The organism is Streptomyces sp. NBC_01410, from assembly GCF_045040195.1.
GTDB lineage: Bacteria > Actinomycetota > Actinomycetes > Streptomycetales > Streptomycetaceae > Streptomyces.
In genome coordinates this window covers 7,562,647-7,580,065 of the sequence record NZ_CP109530.1, presented here as the reverse complement: position 1 = coordinate 7,580,065, position 17,419 = coordinate 7,562,647, and the positions used below count along the sequence as shown (strand labels likewise).

Annotated in this window: 14 protein-coding genes; 7 read left to right on the top strand and 7 right to left on the bottom strand. The window is 70.2% G+C overall.

What is annotated here, in order from left to right; translation table 11 throughout:
- Nucleotides 1–7 precede the first annotated feature (7 nt).
- Nucleotides 8–1,591, bottom strand: a complete 1,584-nt coding sequence (locus OG741_RS34655) for a phage tail sheath subtilisin-like domain-containing protein (protein ID WP_405604284.1) — start codon at nucleotides 1,589–1,591, stop codon at nucleotides 8–10.
- A 224-nt stretch (nucleotides 1,592–1,815) separates the two neighbouring features.
- On the opposite strand from OG741_RS34655, the gene OG741_RS34650 reads away from it, so the two are divergent.
- A complete protein-coding gene (locus tag OG741_RS34650) occupies nucleotides 1,816–3,249 on the top strand; it encodes an RICIN domain-containing protein (protein ID WP_405604282.1) in 1,434 nt (477 codons plus the stop codon).
- Between the two features lie 107 nt (nucleotides 3,250–3,356).
- Here the strand turns inward: OG741_RS34650 and OG741_RS34645 are convergent, their stop codons facing one another.
- The 3 genes from OG741_RS34645 to OG741_RS34635 all read right to left on the bottom strand — a co-directional run bounded on the left by OG741_RS34645 (nucleotide 3,357) and on the right by OG741_RS34635 (nucleotide 6,966).
- Nucleotides 3,357–5,447 carry an ATP-binding protein gene (locus OG741_RS34645; RefSeq protein WP_405604280.1) on the bottom strand — a complete coding sequence of 697 codons (2,091 nt, stop codon included), beginning with the start codon at nucleotides 5,445–5,447 and terminating at the stop codon, nucleotides 3,357–3,359.
- A complete protein-coding gene (locus tag OG741_RS34640) occupies nucleotides 5,444–6,103 on the bottom strand; it encodes a DUF4255 domain-containing protein (protein ID WP_405604278.1) in 660 nt (219 codons plus the stop codon). The genes OG741_RS34645 and OG741_RS34640 overlap by 4 nt, the downstream gene beginning before the upstream one ends.
- Before the next feature lie 206 nt (nucleotides 6,104–6,309).
- Nucleotides 6,310–6,966, bottom strand: a complete 657-nt coding sequence (locus OG741_RS34635) for a response regulator transcription factor (protein ID WP_405605940.1) — start codon at nucleotides 6,964–6,966, stop codon at nucleotides 6,310–6,312.
- Nucleotides 6,967–7,358: 392 nt separating this feature from the next.
- Between OG741_RS34635 and OG741_RS34630 the strand changes: the two genes are divergently transcribed.
- The 4 genes from OG741_RS34630 (at nucleotide 7,359) to OG741_RS34615 (ending at nucleotide 11,642) form a co-directional block, all read left to right on the top strand.
- Nucleotides 7,359–8,030, top strand: coding sequence for an RNA polymerase sigma factor (locus OG741_RS34630; RefSeq protein WP_405604276.1), 672 nt, complete (start codon nucleotides 7,359–7,361; stop codon nucleotides 8,028–8,030).
- Nucleotides 8,027–8,257, top strand: a complete 231-nt coding sequence (locus OG741_RS34625; protein WP_266484368.1) for an anti-sigma factor — start codon at nucleotides 8,027–8,029, stop codon at nucleotides 8,255–8,257. The genes OG741_RS34630 and OG741_RS34625 overlap by 4 nt, the downstream gene beginning before the upstream one ends.
- 414 nt (nucleotides 8,258–8,671) lie before the next feature.
- A complete protein-coding gene (locus OG741_RS34620) occupies nucleotides 8,672–10,306 on the top strand; it encodes an NAD(P)/FAD-dependent oxidoreductase (protein ID WP_405604274.1) in 1,635 nt (544 codons plus the stop codon).
- The gene (locus OG741_RS34615; protein WP_405604272.1) at nucleotides 10,299–11,642 is read left to right on the top strand and encodes a hypothetical protein; all 1,344 of its coding nucleotides are present in this window, start codon (nucleotides 10,299–10,301) and stop codon (nucleotides 11,640–11,642) included. The genes OG741_RS34620 and OG741_RS34615 overlap by 8 nt, the downstream gene beginning before the upstream one ends.
- Before the next feature lie 82 nt (nucleotides 11,643–11,724).
- On the opposite strand, the gene OG741_RS34610 is transcribed toward OG741_RS34615, so the two are convergent.
- Nucleotides 11,725–12,231: a DM13 domain-containing protein gene (locus OG741_RS34610; protein ID WP_405604270.1), complete on the bottom strand. Its 507-nt coding sequence runs from the start codon at nucleotides 12,229–12,231 to the stop codon at nucleotides 11,725–11,727.
- A gap of 573 nt (nucleotides 12,232–12,804) precedes the next feature.
- Here OG741_RS34610 and OG741_RS34605 point away from each other — a divergent pair.
- The gene (locus OG741_RS34605; protein WP_405604268.1) at nucleotides 12,805–13,362 is read left to right on the top strand and encodes a hypothetical protein; all 558 of its coding nucleotides are present in this window, start codon (nucleotides 12,805–12,807) and stop codon (nucleotides 13,360–13,362) included.
- A 177-nt stretch (nucleotides 13,363–13,539) separates the two neighbouring features.
- A complete protein-coding gene (locus OG741_RS34600) occupies nucleotides 13,540–15,036 on the top strand; it encodes a PepSY-associated TM helix domain-containing protein (RefSeq protein WP_405604266.1) in 1,497 nt (498 codons plus the stop codon).
- A gap of 95 nt (nucleotides 15,037–15,131) precedes the next feature.
- Here the strand turns inward: OG741_RS34600 and OG741_RS34595 are convergent, their stop codons facing one another.
- Both OG741_RS34595 and OG741_RS34590 read right to left on the bottom strand, forming a co-directional pair.
- Complete coding sequence (locus tag OG741_RS34595; protein WP_405604264.1) at nucleotides 15,132–16,013, bottom strand: geranyl diphosphate 2-C-methyltransferase; 882 nt, start codon at nucleotides 16,011–16,013, stop codon at nucleotides 15,132–15,134.
- 15 nt (nucleotides 16,014–16,028) lie between these two features.
- Entirely contained in the window at nucleotides 16,029–17,333 is a 1,305-nt protein-coding gene (locus OG741_RS34590; RefSeq protein WP_405604262.1) for a family 2 encapsulin nanocompartment cargo protein terpene cyclase, read from the bottom strand.
- Between the last annotated feature and the right edge of the window lie 86 nt (nucleotides 17,334–17,419).

Below are 17,419 nucleotides of genomic sequence, written 5' to 3'. Positions count from 1 at the left end.
CTCGGGACTACTCCTCCAGCTCCCCGCTGCCACTGGAGAACTGGGCCAGCCGGAAGATCACGAACTCGGCGGGCTTGACCGGCGCGATGCCGATCTCGCACACGACCCGCCCGAGGTCGACCGACTCCGGCGGGTTGGTCTCCTCGTCACACTTGACGTAGTACGCCTCTTCGGGCCGGGCACCGAAGAGGGCGCCGTTGCGCCACTCGTTGACCAGGAAGGCGGAGACATTGCGCCGGATCCGGGCCCACAGGTTGTGGTCGTTCGGCTCGAACACCACCCACTGGGTGCCGATCAGGATCGACTCCTCCAGGTAGTTGAAGTAGCGGCGCACGTTCAGGTAGCGCCAGGCCGGGTCGGATGACAGGGTGCGGGCGCCCCAGACGCGGATGCCGCGGCCCGGGAAGGCGCGGATGCAGTTGACGCCGACGGGGTTGAGCAGGTCCTGCTCGCCGCGGGTGATCTGGATCTCCAGGTCCACAGCGCCGCGTACGACCTCGTTGGCGGGCGCCTTGTGCACGCCGCGCTCAGCATCGTTGCGGGCCCAGACGCCGGCAATGTGGCCGCTCGGCGGGATCATCCGGGACTGGCCGGTGGCCGGGTCGAATGCCTTGATCCAGGGGTAGTACAGGGCCGAGTACTTGGAGTCGTAGCCCGCGGTCTCCTGCCGCCAGACACGGATCTGGCGGGCGTTCAGGCTGGGCGGCGGGTCGATCACGGCGACGCGGTCGCCCATCAGCTCGCAGTGCGCGATCAGCCCCAGCTGCACCGCCTTCACTGCCTCCAGGTCGATCGCGCCACGCTGGTAGGCGGCCATCAGGTCGGGAACCGCGACCATCGAGACCTCGTCCACCGCCTCCAGGCCGCCGAAGCCGGTGCGGTCGGCGGAGTCGCCGAGGTACTCGGCGGGGCCGGGGTGAGACACGTCCGCGCCGGAGGGGACTGCCGAGGCGGGCGCCGGGACCGGGGCCGCCAGCGCCACCGTCTGGTTGTCGGGCCGCGTCAGCTGCCCGACGGGAACCGCCTCCTGCACGGTGATGAGCTTGGACTGCTCCTTGACCTGCGTGACGACGTAGTTGCGGCCGCCCTTCTTGGCGGTCACGTCGAACGTCTCGGCGACCTTGTCGCCGTCCTTGACGATCAGCTTGAACCGCTCGGCGGGGCCTTCGCCCTGCGGGTCGGCGACCTCGACACTCAGTGAGCCGGGCGCCGCGGCCGTCACCGTGAAGGTGCCGAGCTGCCGCGGCTCACCGGGCGGCAGGGCGACGGGGGCCGCGGAGCCCTTCCCCACACCGGCGGTGGCGGTTTCGCCGGACGCGCCCGCGGGGGTGCCGCCGACCCGGACGACATAGGCGGCCGTACCGCCGTTGTTGAAGAAGCCGTAGACGCTGTGCGCCAGGTAGTACCCGTCGGTGAAGTCACCGAAGGACGCTACGTACTGGGTCCAGTTGGTCACCAGAGTCGGCTCGTTCAGCGGGCCGGTCGGCGCAAGACCCACGAAGGCAGCCACCGAGGTGCCGACCCCCTCTATGGGACGCGAACCGCCGGCCACCTCCTCGACATATACGCCCGGCGACAAGTAGGACGGCATGCTCTGCTCTCCTCGGGGTACGAGACGGGATGCCATCCACTCTCAACTGCGAGCCGGTCCACCGGAACGTCCTGCGGTACCTGCTCGAGGGCAGGACAGTTGCCCGCAAGTGCAGCCCGTCGAGCCCGGATGCCCGGGACCTTGCCCCCTCCGCCCACGAGGCTGCCCGGAAGGCTGCCCCGGGGACTCTGACCGGCGTCAGGGCCCCGTCGTAGCGTCGTGGCGTGAGCCTTTGGACTTCTTTGGAGCCTGCCTCCGCGACCGTGGATCCGGGCGGCAGTACCACCGTTCGGCTGCGGATGCGCAACACCGGTGATGTCGTCGACGAATACCGCTTCGAGCCGTTCGGCGACATCGCACCGTGGACCACCGTGGAACCGGCCACTCTCCGGCTGTATCCAGGGACCACGGGGACGGTGGAGCTGACGTTCGCGCCACCGCGTACGCCCGACGCGACGGCCGGTCCGAACCCGTACGCCGTACGCATCACGCCGACCGAGCACCCCGACGCGGTCACCGTCCCCGAGGGCAACCTCACCATCACGCCGTTCAGCGAGATACGCGCGGAGCTGGTGCCGCCCACCGTCAAGGGCCGCTTCCGCGGGCGCCCCAGGCTCGCCATCGACAACATCGGCAACACCGCGCTCACGGCGTCGATCAGCGGCAGCGACAACGGCGATGAGCTGTCGTACGACATCCACCCGAGCAATGTCCAGATCGAGCCGGGCCGCGCCGCGTTCGTGAAGACGACGCTCAAGCCTCGCGACATCATCTGGTTCGGCTCGAAGCAACAGCGGCCGTACACGCTGGCCGTGCAACGGTCGGGCGTGGCCCCGCTGGACATCGACGGCAAGTACGTCCAGCGCGGGTTCCTGCCCGGCTGGCTCGCCACTTTCCTCGGCATCTTCCTGGCCCTCGGCATCACGTTCCTGTTGCTCTGGATCGCGTACAAGCCCCAGGTCCGCAGCTCCGCCGTGGAGCAGTTGCAGGAAGCCGGCGCGAGCGCGCTCCCGCCGTCCGCTCCGAGCGCGCCCCCGCTCGCGGAGCCCAGCGCGACCCCTGCTGCCGAACCGGCGCCGTCCAAGGCTCCGAAGGGCTCGGGCGGCGGAGGAGCCGCGAAGCCCCCGACGGCCCAGAAGAAGCCCCCGCCGCGGTCCGTGACCAACATCCTGCTGAGGCTCAAGTTCATCAAGGCGTGCGCCGACATCCCGGGCCGCGACCAGGCTCAGCGGGGCGGTCCGGCCAACCTGGGTACCTGCAACCCTGACCCCGAGGACAACCAGCGCATGAACCTGCAGTTGGTGCACCCGAGCATGGGACCCGGGGGCTCTGCCCTGTACCAGATCCGTATGGTCAAGGGCGGACTCTGCATGGACCTGCCAGGGGTGGGTGCCAAGCCCGACGGAACCGCGGTGTCCACCTACATCTGCAACGGCAGCACCGCCGACAACCAGTTGTGGTGGCTCGAGAAGGAGGACAGCGAGACCTACTGGATCCGCAACTTCTCCAGTAACAACAGGTGCCTGGACTGGACCGGCCCCACCACGAGCAGCGACCCCGCCAGGCTCAGGCTCAGGATCCACGACTGCCGCAAGGGTGAGGACCAGTGGCAGCTCATCAACCCCACCGAGCCGGACTGGAAGATCGTCCACCCCTGAGCGACTGCCCAGTTGAAAGGCTCTGCTGACAGGCTCCGCCGAGAGCTCCTGCGCCTCCGCCCCGGGACCCCCGCCCGGGGCGGAACTCTTTCCGCGGTCGAAGACCGCTACCAGCTGCCCTCGCCCGGCACCAGGCGGCCCGCCTTGCGGTACTCGCGGCGGGCTCCCTCCAGCAGGTCGGCGGTGGTGACCGGTTCACCGCGGCCGGCCGCGGCGTAGGCGGCGGTGACGACGGCGCTGCGGATCGACCCGCCGGCCAGCTCGAAGTCGCGGGCGCACGCGCCGGGGTCGGTCCCCTCCGCGCACGGGACGCGGACGAGGCTGTGCTGCCACAGCGCGAGCCGCTGCTGCGCGTCGGGGAAGGGGAAGTCGATCACCAGGTCGAGGCGCCGGGTGAACGCCTCGTCGATGTTGGCCCGCAGATTGGTGGTGAGCACGGCGATGCCGTCGAAGGACTCCAGCCGCTGGAGCAGGTAGGCGCTCTCCATGTTGGCGTAGCGGTCGTGCGAGTCCTTGACCTCGGAGCGCCTGCCGAAAACGGCGTCGGCTTCATCGAAGAGGAGCACGGCGTCGGTCTGGTCGGCCTCGGTGAAGATCCGCTCCAGGTTCTTCTCGGTCTCGCCCACGTACTTGTCGACGATCGAGGAGAGCTGGACGACATAGAGATCGAGGCCGAGTTCGGCGGCGACGACCTCGGCCGACAGCGTCTTTCCGGTACCGGACTCGCCGGCGAAGAGTCCCAGGACGCCACGGCCCCGGCCACCGCCGGCACTGAGCCGCCAGTCGCCGAGGACCCGGTCGCGGTGGCGGGCGCGCAGGGCGAGTTCATGCAGCTGAGCCAGGGGCCTGTCCGGCAGGACGAGGTCCGCCCAGCCAACGTCGGGCCGGATCCGGCGGGCGTGCCGCTCCAGACCGGACGCGGACTGCTGACGCGCGGCCAGCCGTAGATGAGCGGCCTTCATCGGGGTGCCGTCGAACACGGCGAGCTCGCGTGCGGCGCGCGCGGCCCGGACGATCCGGTCGCCACCGAGGTGGTACGGAGCCACGGTCGCCGCCAGGTCGAACGCCGGCTCCTCGCCGAGCGCGGCCGACCATGCCGCCTCGGCTCCGGCCGGCAGCCGGGGCGCCTCCAGGATCAGCGGGTCACGGTCGCACCACCGGGGGTCGTAGGGCCGCCCGCCGATGAACAGCACCGGGACATCAGCCTTCGTCAGCACCTGCATCAGCGCGCCCGGCTCGTCCGGCAGCTGGGACACGACGAGCGCGCAGCCGCGCAGCCGGGCCTCGCGGACGAGCTCCGGGCACGGTACGTCGCCGCCGGGGGCCGTCACGTGCAGGGCGTCGAGACCGGCTGCCCGCAGGGCCGCCGCGGCGACGGCCAGCCCGTCGCCCTCGCGGTGTTCGCGCACGTAGGTGGTGAGGGGGGCGGCGGTCAGCCGCTCGGCGAGCTTGCGGCTGAACTCCTCGTCGTACGGTCCCGAGGGCGCCGCGAGCGGGCGTATGTGCCCGGCGAGCGCGGCGTCCGGGCCGTCGTCGCCGAGCAGATGGGCGATCAGCCGGTCGGGGACGCGCAACGTGCGGCTGAGGAAGGGGCGTTCGGGTTCCCCGACCTCGACCAGACCGAGCGCGGACAGCGGCGCCGACGGATGGAACCTGGCCCGCGCCCACGCCAGGTGTACGGGAAGTCCGCACAGGTCGAGGGCGAGCCCGGTGGTGGCCCGGCGCCGGCTGACGTCGTCGTTCAGGTAGCCGTACAGCGGCTCGAAGGTACGGTCGACGTCGGGCGCGAGGGCGACCAGGAGCAGGCCGACGTCCAACTCGGTGAGTCCGTGCCGGTCCGCGAGCCGCGCCAGCCGGTCGCCGCCCGCCGTGGTCGTGGCCTCGCGCATCGCCCGGTCCACTGCCTCTGGCTCTGCCTCTGCTTCGCCGGGCGTGGGGGACGGATCCGGTACGGCGGAGCCCAGCAGGTGCCGTACGGCGTCGCCGGAGAGATACAGGCCGCGCAGCGGGTCGGTGGCGGTGGGATCGGTGGCGCTGCGTTCCTCGACCAGCAGGGCAGCCCGGTCGCGGACCCGGGCCAGCCGCGGGAGGAGCGTGTGGGCCGCGTCCGGCACGGAGCAGGAATCGGCCGTTCCCGGCAGGGGTCCGGGGCCGGACGACACCGTGCCTTCCTGGTGGGCGGAGGCGTACGAAGTCATCGCTGCCGTGACCCCGGGCTCCGGGCGCCCGCCGCGACATGCCACGGCCGGTGCTGCCGCATCGGCGAGTCCTCCAGGCTGCCGTCGATTGCGCGTACGCGCACCGCGGCGCCCTCCGTGACCGGCGGCCCGACGTCGTACTCGGGGAATGCCGGGAACGGCGCGGTCACCACCAAGTCCACGGACGGCTTGAGTTCACCGCCGAGTGCGGACCAGATCTCGGCAAGGGACCGTGACTCGGTCTGGATACCGGCGACCGTGAGAGGCACCGAGAGTCCCAGCGCGCCCAGCGAACCCGGAAGTTCATCGGCGGCAAGCATCTCGCGGGGCAGCAGGGTGGCCAGCACCGCGGAGAGCAGCCGGTGTTCGTCCTTGGGCTGCTTCGTCCAGGCCGTGACGAGATAGGACAGCCGGAACCAGCGGGGTGGCTGACGGCGCTTCAGCACCGCTCCCCCGTCGTCCTTGACCGGGAGCGTGCCGCGTTGGCGCCGACCCACGTCCTCACGGATGTCGTACAAGTAGGCGTTGACGGCAGTGGCGTTGCGCCTGGCGGCCCAGTCGCGAGTCGGAGCCTCGAAGGAGACCTCGATACCGGAACCGGCCAGCGAGCCACCGTTCAGCAACCGTTCGAGGACTTCGTCCACCTCGTGGATCATCGTCGTGCTCCCGCCTTGCCTGAGGTGCCGCTGAGCCGCTGAGCTGCTGAGCCGCTGGCCGCTGAGGTGCCGAAGTGCCGCCTGCCGCGATCATCGGACGGGCGCTGTCGATTTTTCTCGTCGCCGCAGTCCGCCCGCAAGCACTCGGGGGACGGCGCGGGGGCGGACCCCTATGTCCGAACGGCCCTGCGCCGTTGCCCTCGAGGTCAGATGTAGCCTTCCCGCAGGGCATAGGCCACGGCATGCGCCCGGTTGCGCAGATACAGACGGGTGGTCAGCCCGTGCAGGACGTTCTTGACGGTGCGTTCGGAGTACGAGAGTTTGCGGGCGATCTCGGCGGTGTCCAGTCCCTCCGCGACCAGCCGCAGGACATCCGCCTCGCGTGCCGCCAGCCCCGTCGCGGGCGATCCGGTACCTCCGGCGGCGGATCGCTGGAGCGTGCCCACCTGGCTCATCAGGCGGCCGAGCAGGTCGGCCGGGAGGTCGCCGTCGCCCCGCGAGGCCGCGAGCACGGCCTGCAGCAGACGGTGCGCGGTGGCCTCGTGGCGCCAGACGACGGCACCGACTCCGCACTCGATGACATCGAGAAGTTGGGCCTCCCGTACGGCGCTCACCACGAGGACGGCGCGGGCCCCTTCGCCGCGCACCAGCCGGCGCAGCCGCGTGAACGTGGTCTCGTCCAGCGTCTCGCCGATCAGCACCGCCACGCTCCCGGGCGCGGTCTCCACCTCGTCACGAAGGTCGATCACCGGATGCGTCCGCAGCTGACTGACCACCCCCGCGCGGGAGATCGGATCCGCCGCGTGGACCACGACCGGTATCCGCTGGTCCGGATCCGCCGCTGCCGTGTCCGCGGCCCCGATCGAACCCGTGTCCCTGCTCCGGAATGAAGTGTGCAAGTGATTCCCCCATGTCTGCTTGCTGCGCCGGGCCGAGCTCGGCGTCCGCGTCTCGGGTGTCGGAGTGAAGATCAAGCTGCCCAGGTCACGCGGCGACCCTGCTCCACTCCTGTGTCAGGAGCCGAGCCCCCTGACCTGGGCCGTCTGGTTCATGGTTGACCATCAGGGCTCCGGCTCGGTAGGCATCCACCGCTTACGGAAGGCTTACGTGGGCCGGCCTGGTCACGCGCCATGGCGGTCCCCAGGACATCCAGGACGCGGCCCTCATGCCCGTCCCGTCAGACACCCTTCGCGTCACTCACTCACTGAGCTGCCCTAAGCTGACCTCCAGTTGAGGGCCGACAAGGGGGAGACGAATGGCGGGGGCACGCGAACTGCCGCCGGACGAGATCCTGGTCGAGCGGCTGCGTGACGGTGACGAGGGAACCTTCGCCCTGGTGCTGGACGCCTGGTCGGGTGGCATGCTCCGGCTGGCCATGTCGTTCGTGTCGACCAAGGCCACCGCTGAGGAGGCCGTCCAGGACACCTGGCTGGCGGTCATCAGGGGGATCAGCGCCTTCGAGGGCCGTTCATCCCTGAAGACATGGGTCTACCGGATCCTGGTCAACACGGCCAAGGCACGCGGCGCAAAGGAGAGCAGGACCGTGCCCTTCGCCAGCCTGCTGCCGGAGGAGGAAGGGCCGACGGTGGACGCCTCGCGGTTCCGCGCCCCCGGCGAGCGATACGCCGGACACTGGGCCGTCGGGCAGGAACCGCTTCCCTGGCACATTCCCGAGGACCACGTGCTGCGCGGCGAAGTCCGCGAGGTGATCGCGGAGGCGCTCGACGAACTCCCGCCCCGGCTCCGCACGGTGATCACGCTTCGCGATGTCGCAGGATATGGCTCCCAGGAAGTGTGTTCCCTGCTGGAGATCTCGCCCGGAAACCAACGCGTCCTCCTCCATCGGGCCAGGGCCTTCATGCGCCGTAAGCTGGAGGACTACCTGTCCGGTGCCCACGACGTCGCAGGCGGGAGGGGACGACCGTGAACTGCATCGACTTCGTCGAGTTGGTGACCGAGTTCCTCGAGGGCGCCCTGTCCAACGAGGACGAGCGGCGCTTCATCGAGCACCTGGCGGAATGCCCCGGGTGCGAGAGCTACCTCGACCACTTCCGTCAGACGATCGCCACGACGGGCGAGCTGACCCCGGACAACATCTCACCGGACGCCAGGCAACAGCTGCTCACCGCTTTCAGGGACTGGCAGCAGCGGTGATCCTCGCCATCAAGTAGGGCCTTTCCGGCGGCCCGAGCGGGAGCCGATCGCGCTCAGGCGGGGACCGGTGTCCGTTCCCGCGCTGATTGCGAACGACCGGTCGGCACCACACGCAGGACTCCAAGGGCTCAACTCGCCACGCCCGTAGGGGTTCTCTGCTGCGCTACCACCTCGCCTTCACCACGCCTGCCATCTCCGGGCTGAGGGCCCGCCGGCGCATGCCCGCCGTCGGCATCTACGCCCTCCGTGGGTGCCTCTCATCCTCGCCGCCGCGTTTCCGCCCGGGGGACTTGTAACGCTCCTGGGGCGCGCCCGCACTGAGCGTCTGAAGCGGGCGCTGGAGCCCCCCATGAATCTCGCATGGCCTTCGCCCCCTTCCCCTGGGCGGGGGCCATGCGACTACCGGAGACATCCATGACTCTGCTCAGAAGACTCTTGTTCGGCATCATCGCCGGACTGCCCGGTGGCGTGATCGTGGCTGTCGTGACGAACCCGCCGTGGATCCCGTGGGCGGCGCACACGGTGGTGCTCGGAGCCGTGCTCGGCCTTCTGTTCGGCGAGCACAGGCAGAGCAACGGCTCGGCCTTTTCCGTCGGTCTGCTCATCGGCCTGCTGGACTGGGTGACCTGGACACTCACCCTGGCTCCCGCGCTGGAGGGGAGGACGCCGTCGTGGTCGATCGCGGTGGCCGTGTCGCGCTTCCCCGAGCTCGTCGGCGCCGCCCTGTTCGGCGCGACCGCCGGACTCGCCTTCCACGCCCTTTCGGTCTGGCGCCCGCCTCGGCCGGCGCCCCCGCGGGCCAAACCCCACGTGGTGATCGTCGGTGGTGGTTTCGGCGGGGTGGGGGCCGCGCGCGAACTGGACCGGCGCGTCGCCCGCGGGCTCGACGCCCAGGTGACGCTGATAAGCGACTCGAACTTCCTGCTGTTCACCCCGCTGCTGGTCGGCGTCGCCTCGAGCACAGTGGAGGCCAGGCACGTGAGCGCCCCGGTGCGTGCCGGGCTCAACCATGCCTCCTTCCTGCACGGGCGGGTGGTCTCGATCGACACGCAGACGCGCAACGCGTACATCTCCGCCGGCAAGGAAGGGATGCTCCGCGTCCCGTACGACGAACTGGTCCTGGCGGTTGGCGCGGTGCCGCACTTCTTCGACCTTCCGGGAGTGGGTGAGCACGCCTTCCCGATGAAGTCCGTCGAGGACGCCACCAGGCTGCGCGACCAGGTGCTGAGCGCGCTGGAGCGGGCCGACCTCGAGGCGGATCCGGCCGAGCAGGCCAGGCTGCTGACGTTCGTGGTGGCAGGCGGCGGATTCGCCGGGACGGAACTGGTGGCCGAACTGTTCGACCTGGTGCATGACGTGCTCCACTTCTATCCGCGTCTGCACGGGCTGCGGCCCAGATTCGTGATCGTGCACGCGGGTGAGCGGGTGCTGCCGGAGCTGTCGCCGAGCCTCGGCCTCTACGCGCAGCGCAAACTCCGCAGTCGCGGCATCGAGTTCCGCCTCGGCGCGCGCGTGAGCAAGGCCACCGCCGAGGACATCACGCTCGACTCCGGCGAGACCATCCCCACCCGCACCCTGGCCTGGACGGCGGGCAACCGGCCGAACCCGCTGGTGCAGCAGGTCACTCAGGCGCCTCTCGTCGTGGATCCCACCATGCAGGTACCGGGCATGCCCGGTCTGTGGGCGCTGGGCGACTGCGCGAGGATCCCCGACCCGGCGGGCGGGGTCTTCCCTCCGACCGCTCAGCACGCGATCCGCGAAGGCAAGGCAGCGGCGAGGAACATCGCCGCGGTCCTCGGCGGACGCCGTCCCGTCCCCTTCCGCTTCGGCGGGCTCGGCGTGCTGGTCTCGCTCGGGCACCGCACGGCGGCCGGCGAGATCGGCGGGCGGCGGGTCTCCGGCTTCCTCGCCTGGGTCCTGTGGCGCTCGGTCTACCTGAGCAAACTGCCCAGTGTGGAAAAGCGGTTGCGCGTGCTCGCCGACTGGACTCTCGACCTGGTCTTCCCCAGGGACATCGCCCTCTCGACCAAGGATGACCGTCATGCGTAACGCTGGATTCGGAGCCCTCGCCGGCCTCGCAGGAGGGCTGGTCTTCGGCCAGGTGATGGCAGTGATCGGGTTCCTGCCGACCGTCGCGGCGATCGTCAGAACAGACTCGCCCGTCGTGGGATTCGCCGTCCACCTGCTGATCGCGGCGATCATCGGGAGCGTCTTCGGCGTGCTCGTGGCGCGGCAGCGCGAGCTGCTGTTCTGGGGACTCGCGTACGGCGTGCTGTGGTGGTTCCTCGGGCCGTTGACGCTGCTGCCGATCCTGCTGGGCAGGCGGGTGGCCTGGGACGTGACGACGGCGCAAGCGCTGATCCCCAGTCTGCTCGGCCACCTGGCCTACGGAGCGATCACGGCCGCCGTCCTCGCCCTCCTGTCGGGCGGGGAGCGGCAGTTCAGGCCCGGTCTCCTGGTGCGCGCGCCGGCCGCCGGGCTGCTCGCCGCCGCGGTGCTCGGGCTCGGCTGGAACGGGCTGATCGTCGGGGCGCTGGTCGGCGCCTCCTACGCGGTGATCTTCGGCGACCCCCACGAGGGCAGCGGCCCTGCCCTGATCCGCGGCGCCGCCTTCGGCTTCGCCTGGTGGGTGCTCGCGGCGGTGACGATCTCGCCTGCGCTGGACGGCCGCGGGCTGGAGTGGGCGCCGGCCGCGGTGCGCACCGCCGTGGCGTCGCTGCCCGGCTATCTGTTGCTCGGTGCCGGTACGGCCCTGCTCACCTGCTGGCTGGGCGCCATGTCCCGGGCGGTGTTCTCCGATGATGTACGGCACGCCCTGGAGGGCCGCCTCGTTGGTGGTCGGGTGATCTCGATCTGGCACGGCGTCATCGCCGGGCTGGCCGGCGGCGTGATCTTCACCGGGGTCATGGTCGCCGTGGGATTCCTGCCGGTCGTCGCCGCCCTGATCGGCTCGGAGTCCGCGGTCGTGGGCGTCGTCATCCACCTGCTGATCTCCCAGGCAGTCGGCGTCACCTACGCGGTCTTCTTCCGCCGTCGCAGCTTCGACCCGGCCTCGGGGATCGGTTGGGGTGTGTCCTACGGCTTCCTCTGGTGGGTCCTGGGCAACCTGACGCTCCTCCCCCTGCTGCTCGGCACAACACGCCAGTGGAGCGCAGCCGCGCTGGCCGTTTCCTTCCCCTCCCTCGTTGGCCACCTCGCGTACGGCGCCGTGCTCGGCCTGGTGTACCAGCGGCTGGAGGAGCGGGTCAGCCCCTGGCACCTGACCCGCAATGAGGCGACCGCGGCCCGGGCGGCCGCGCGCCACGAGCAGACGCTGAGCGCGGCCCCCGCGCTGTGGAGCCTGATCACTTGCGTGGCCCTGCTCATCCCCATCCTGGTGTCCTAGAAAGTCGGGCGGACAGGACCTGGAAAGCCGTGGAGCGGGTGGCGACGCCACCCGCTCCAGTTTTCCCGCGTCGGCCTGGCCGTCAGGCGCGCTGCTTCAGCTCGGCCGCGCCGAACGACACGCTGAAGCGCTCACACCAGATCGTCACCGTGGAGAACTTGTTCAGGTCGGTGCCTGCCGGGATCGCGTAATTCTGGTTGCCCTCGTTGCCCTTGAGGCTGCCGAGGTCGACGTGCTTGCCGTCGTCGAGGTTGCCGCCGCCGTCCTGCTTGACCGTCTGGTCGCTGAGCCACACATGCAGGGCCGGGCCGTCGGACGTACGCAGGTCGGTCAGGCGCAGCGTCGTCTTCCCGTCTCCGAGCTGCTGGATCTCCACCGAGCCGCTGGTCTCGTGCTCGTGGGAGATGAACGTACCGATCGCCAACTGCTTGGCCGCGGCCCCCGGCTGGTTGGCGGCCACGGGAGCCGCCTCATCCACGCGGACCGTGGTGAACAGCCGCCAGGGCTGAAAGAGGTAGAGCCCGACGGCCGCCGCAAGTGCGACCACCACGGTGGTGATCCAGAGGACGGGGCGCTTGGTTCGGCTCATGAGGATTTCCGTTTCTGTTGGTGTTCACGCCGGACCGGTGGCCGGACGTGGCGCCGAGGCACATGTCGGCGATGGCCTCGACGTCTTGGCCACATCGCACTCAGAGACGGAGAGAGCGGCGAACGTTACATGTGACGTCCGGCGCCCTTCATCGCACTGATCCGCATGAACAAGAGAGACGTTCTCTTCCCGGGCTCCAGTGGGGAACCGCTGTCCGGGCGCCTGGAGTTGCCGCCGGGCCGGTGGTGGCGACGGCCCTGTTCGCCCATTGCTTCTCCTGCGGCACGGCGATGTTCGGGTCCGTGTGATTCACCTCACGCGAGGGGATGGCACTCACCTCCGTACGCGAACGTGCGCGCTCATTCATAGTGCTCAACAGCCGTCCCCAGTCGCAGTAGTGACTGTCCGTCAGGAAGACAGCGGCCCTTCCCGCAACCCCGGGGAGCCCTCGCTGCCACCTGCTCACCCCGCATGATCGCTGGATAGGTTGTGCCGGTGCGCAGACCGGGAGGGTGGGTGGGGCGGGCCGGGAGGGGTCTGCTCGGTGCTTCCGCATGTCTGCTCCTGGGTGCTTTGAGCCATGTCTCAGCGGGTGGCAAGCTGCCGGGCGCGGGCGCGTTGGGTCTTCTCTTCGCCGCTCTGGCCGTCCAGGGCACGCTGCTCTTCGGTGGCGGTCGGCGCCGCTTCGACGTGACGGCGCTGGTGCTGGGCGGGACTCAGTTCTCCCTCCACCTGGCGCTCCACCACCTCTCGATGCCGGACGGCGGCTCACGCTCGATGCCCGCGGGCCACGCGGCACACCACATGCCCGGGCACATGACCGGCCGGCACATGGGCATGGCCGAGGCGGACATGGCGGGCACCGGCGCCGGGCTTCCCATGACCCCCGCCATGACAGTGGCGCACGCGGTCGCCACGCTCGGTACGGCTATCTGTGTCATCTACGGAGAGCGTGTCCTGCGGCGGCTGGCCGCCCTGGTCGTGCCGGACATCTGCTTCCGCTCTCCCCTGTCCCTTCCTGTCACGCCGCGTCTTCGACCACTGCCCACGGCGGTTGGGCATCCCCGGTTCGGCGTGCTGCTCGCCCGTTCGCTGCCCAGACGGGGCCCACCCCCAGCGGCCCCGGCCTGACGGGCCGCTCTCGCCGTTCTCTCGCGCCGGCTGTGCACAGGCGCCCATGAGGCATGCGTACGGGCGGAGCCGGGCCGGGGCTGTCATCACGTCACACCGCCACCCCGGCGGAATCTCTTCACCGACTTCGCCTGCATCCCGGCCCGTCCGGCCGATGCTGCCCCTTGAGGAATGCGCATGTCTTCCATAGCCGAAGAATCACCACACAACGACCGCGAACCATCCGACGCTTCACCCGCTGAGGCGGCGACCGCAGTCGCCGTGGCCGACCCCGCCACCCCCGCGCCGGAACGCGGACCGGGTCGGTCCTGGCAGGGCGTACGGGCCCTGCTGGTCCGGCTGCACTTCTACGCCGGCGTGTTCGTCGCCCCCTTCCTGCTGGTGGCCGCCCTGACCGGGCTGGCCTACACCTTCACACCGCAGCTCGACCAGCTGGTCTACGGCGACCAGCTGCGCGTCGAGCAGGTGGGCGACAAGCCGCGTCCGCTGACGGAGCAGATAGCAGCGGCCCGGGCCGCCCACCCGGAGGGCAGCCTGGCCTCCGTCATCACCCCGCCCGGGCCGGAGGACACCACGCGGGTGGTGCTGTCCGTGCCGGAACTCGGCGAGAAGCAGCGCACGGTGTTCGTCGACCCGTACACCGCCGAGGTGCGGGGCGAACTGACCACATCGTGGGGCTCGACACCGCTCACCACCTGGCTCGACGATCTCCACCGCAATCTGCACCTGGGCGAGACCGGCCGCCTCTACTCGGAGGTCGCCGCGAGCTGGCTCTGGGTGATCGTCGCGGGCGGTCTTGTGCTCTGGCTCGGACGCAGCCGGGGGCAGCGGGCCAAGTCGGCACGCGGCGTTCTGCTGCCCGACCGTTCCGCGCGGGGCGTGCGCCGCACCCGCAGCTGGCACGCGGCCACGGGTGTCTGGCTGGCCCTCGGTCTGCTCTTCCTGAGCGCCACCGGCCTGACCTGGTCCCACTATGCGGGTGAGCGGTTCGGGCAGTTGCTGGACGCGGCCAAGGGCCACGCGCCGGAGCTGGACACCACTCTTCCCGGCGCTGAGCCGCCCGCCGGGGAAGAGGGCGGGGAGCACGCCGGGCACGGCGCCGCCGGGGAGTCCGCCGCGGCGGATCCGGCCGACTTCGACGCGGCCCTGGCCGTGGCTCGGGACGCCGGACTGGGCGGCAGGGTGGAGGTCACGCCTCCCGCCGACAGCTCCGGCGCATGGGTCGTGGCGCAGAAGGACAACGTGTGGCCGGTGCACTACGACCAGGTCGCCGTGGATTCCGAGAAGGCCGAGGTCACGTCGCACAGCCGGTGGGCGGACTATCCGCTCCTGGCCAAGCTCAGCAAGCTCGGTGTGCAGGGGCACATGGGTGTGCTCTTCGGGATCGTCAACCAGATCGTGCTTGCTGTCGTCGCGCTGGGTCTGACCGCCATGAGCATCTGGGGCTACGGGATGTGGTGGCAGCGCCGTCCGACCCGCGACGACCGGAGCGCCGTACTCGGCAAGGCCCCGGCCCGCGGTGTCTGGCGCCGGCTGCCGCTTCCCGTACTGATCCTCGGCATACCGGCCGTCGCCGCTCTGGGCTGGGCGCTGCCGGTCCTCGGGGTCACCCTGGCCGGGTTCCTCGTCCTGGATGTGGTGGCCGGTCTCGTCCGGCGGGCCAGAACCGCGTAGCCGGGGGCGGGAGGGCACGCACCATACGTTCCCTCCCGCTGCTCGACAGGCAGAGGGGCCGGCTGACGAGCCCTGCCCCTTCAGCCGGCGGTCGGTCAGATGCGGTCGGCCGCAATCAGGAGGTACTGGAAGGAGCCGTCCTTATAGGAGTTGATGAACGCCTCTTCGATGCCGGTGACCAGAGTAGAAGTGGCCCGCAGCTCCCAGTACGGGAGGGTCGCAGCGGTCAGGTCGATGACGGTCTGCGGTACGAGACGGTTGTCGGCCATGGCGCGCAGGTATTCCCGGCGGGAGTGGATGTTGCACTCGAAGTGCGCGTTGATCTGGGAGACCCACTTCGAGGGCTGTCCGTAGCGCGGGTTCCAGCAGCCGGTGATGGTCACATAGCGGCCGCCGACCGCGAGGATGCGGGAGTGCTCGGCAAAGAGGTCGTGCAGGTCGACGTACATACTCGACTCGTTGTTCCACGAGGCCGCTGCCTGCCCCGTCTTGAAGGGCATGTCGAGCATGTTGCATACGCGGGCGTGAACATGGTCCTCGATGCCGAGTTCATGGGCGCGGTGGTTCGCGAAATCGGCCTGCTTGGCCGAGAGGGTGACGCCCTCGACCTTGCACCCGAACCGCTGGTGTGCCATGACCATCGAACCGCCCCGGCCGCAGCCGGCGTCCACGAGAGTGTCGTCGCGCCCGATGGAGCCGAGGTGGTCCAGGAGGACTTCGGCCTGCGCCGACTCAAGGCGGTGGAGTTCGGCGATCAGCTTCTTCTCGTACTCGCTGTCACATGCGTCCCCGAGGGCGGCGTGGTCGACGTCGCCGATGCCGTAGTGGTGGTGGTAAAGCCCGTCGACGTCTCCGAGACGCAGGTTCACGGGCCTGGCCTCGTGATCCCAGTAACGGGCGATGTCACCCTGGTAGGGCGACGCCGGGGCGGGAATGAACGCGGAGGTGCCGTTGACGGTGAGCTCGGTGCTGGTCACAGATGAGTCCATTTCTTACCAGAAATCGGGCAGGCTGTATCGATAGGTGTTGGTCTGGTGCCAGTAGTGGTTGCCGTCGACCCACACAGCCACTCCCCGCAGGAAGCGCAGCACGCTCGGGACGGGACAGGCGGCGGCCAGAGCGGCGGCTTCGGCTTCGAAGTCGTGCATGAGGTCGTTGTGGACCTCGACCGCCTTCAGATAGGCCTCCCGGTCGGCGATGCCCTCACGTTCGGCGATCACCACGGGCAGGTTCAGGTGCCGGCCGGGGGCGGCGAGTTCCTTGGTGTACGAGTACAGGTCGTTGACGATGGTGCTGGCGTTCCCGGCGAGCGCGAGAACACGCTGCATGGCGAGCTGGGCATGCAGGTCCGTCGGCAGTTCGTAGCCGCCGACTGTGTCGGTGATGGTGGGGCAGGGCCGGAAGTTGTTGAACTGCCGCATCACCAGGTACTCCCACACCTCGGGCGTGTGGTCCGTCTGTGCCCAGGCGGCCTCCGCGAGGTACCCGAGGTGCAGACGGGCCATGTCGTGCCGGAACCGGTCGGCCTGGGAAGGGGTGGAGTGTTGGACGAAGTACTCCATGGCTGAGCGGTAGGCGCGCCGCGGGGCGTCGGCGTGGAGCGACTCCGCCCACTGCGGCTGGTATTCCTTCGTCGCGTGCAGGGGATCGAGAGCGGTGTGCGCCAGAAGAAGGCGTCCACCGAGGCCGATGGGCGAACCCCCGTGGTCCTCGCAGTAGTAGTCGTCGACCGCGTTCTCGGCGACCATCAGTCGCGTAGCGATCATCAGGTGGTCGACGGTCGGAGCGTCCGGATGGCAGGCAACCATGTAGCGCCCGACGGAGAAGCCGTCGAACTGGCCCTCCCACTCCTCGGGGTACAGCTCGACCTCGTCCACCGCCCAGTCCTTGATCCTGCGACAGACCTCCTCCACCCGCGCCGGATCGGGCTCCGGCACCGGGTGGTAGTAGAGGCCCGGGATCGGTGTGCCCTCCGCCGGTGCCTCGGAGGCCGGAAGCGCCGGCGCCTCCTCGCGCAGGCCCAGGTACAGACCCGACGTGCCGAGACCGGTGGGGCCGCGCAGGATCCGGTCCAGGGCCGGGCTCGGTTGCCTCGCCTCGGCAGCGCCGTCGCCGCCCGGGCCGTCGTCGGGTACGGACTCGTCTTCGGGCACGGCCCCTGCGGCAGGGAGGGGAACGGAGGGCAGAGCGGGCAGGGCGGCCAGGGCGCCGGTGGCATTCGTGAGGAGTTGCGTCCCGAAGCGGGCCGCAGCGTCAGGCAGGCTCGACTGCAGAGGGGAAAGCCCAGGATCGGGCATCCGTAGCTCCTTGGTGAGGTGGGTGGGCCGTCCCGAACGCGGGCGTGCTCGCCCGGCCCGGGAACGTGCGGGCTGTCATGGCCGTG

Coding starts and splice junctions, on each gene's coding strand:
- OG741_RS34655 (WP_405604284.1), bottom strand. CDS start 1,591: ATGCCGTCCTACTTGTCGCCGGGCGTATATGTCGAGGAGGTGGCCGGC.
- OG741_RS34645 (WP_405604280.1), bottom strand. CDS start 5,447: ATGACTTCGTACGCCTCCGCCCACCAGGAAGGCACGGTGTCGTCCGGC.
- OG741_RS34640 (WP_405604278.1), bottom strand. CDS start 6,103: ATGATCCACGAGGTGGACGAAGTCCTCGAACGGTTGCTGAACGGTGGC.
- OG741_RS34630 (WP_405604276.1), top strand. CDS start 7,359: ATGGCGGGGGCACGCGAACTGCCGCCGGACGAGATCCTGGTCGAGCGG.
- OG741_RS34620 (WP_405604274.1), top strand. CDS start 8,672: ATGACTCTGCTCAGAAGACTCTTGTTCGGCATCATCGCCGGACTGCCC.
- OG741_RS34615 (WP_405604272.1), top strand. CDS start 10,299: ATGCGTAACGCTGGATTCGGAGCCCTCGCCGGCCTCGCAGGAGGGCTG.
- OG741_RS34610 (WP_405604270.1), bottom strand. CDS start 12,231: ATGAGCCGAACCAAGCGCCCCGTCCTCTGGATCACCACCGTGGTGGTC.
- OG741_RS34600 (WP_405604266.1), top strand. CDS start 13,540: ATGTCTTCCATAGCCGAAGAATCACCACACAACGACCGCGAACCATCC.
- OG741_RS34590 (WP_405604262.1), bottom strand. CDS start 17,333: ATGCCCGATCCTGGGCTTTCCCCTCTGCAGTCGAGCCTGCCTGACGCT.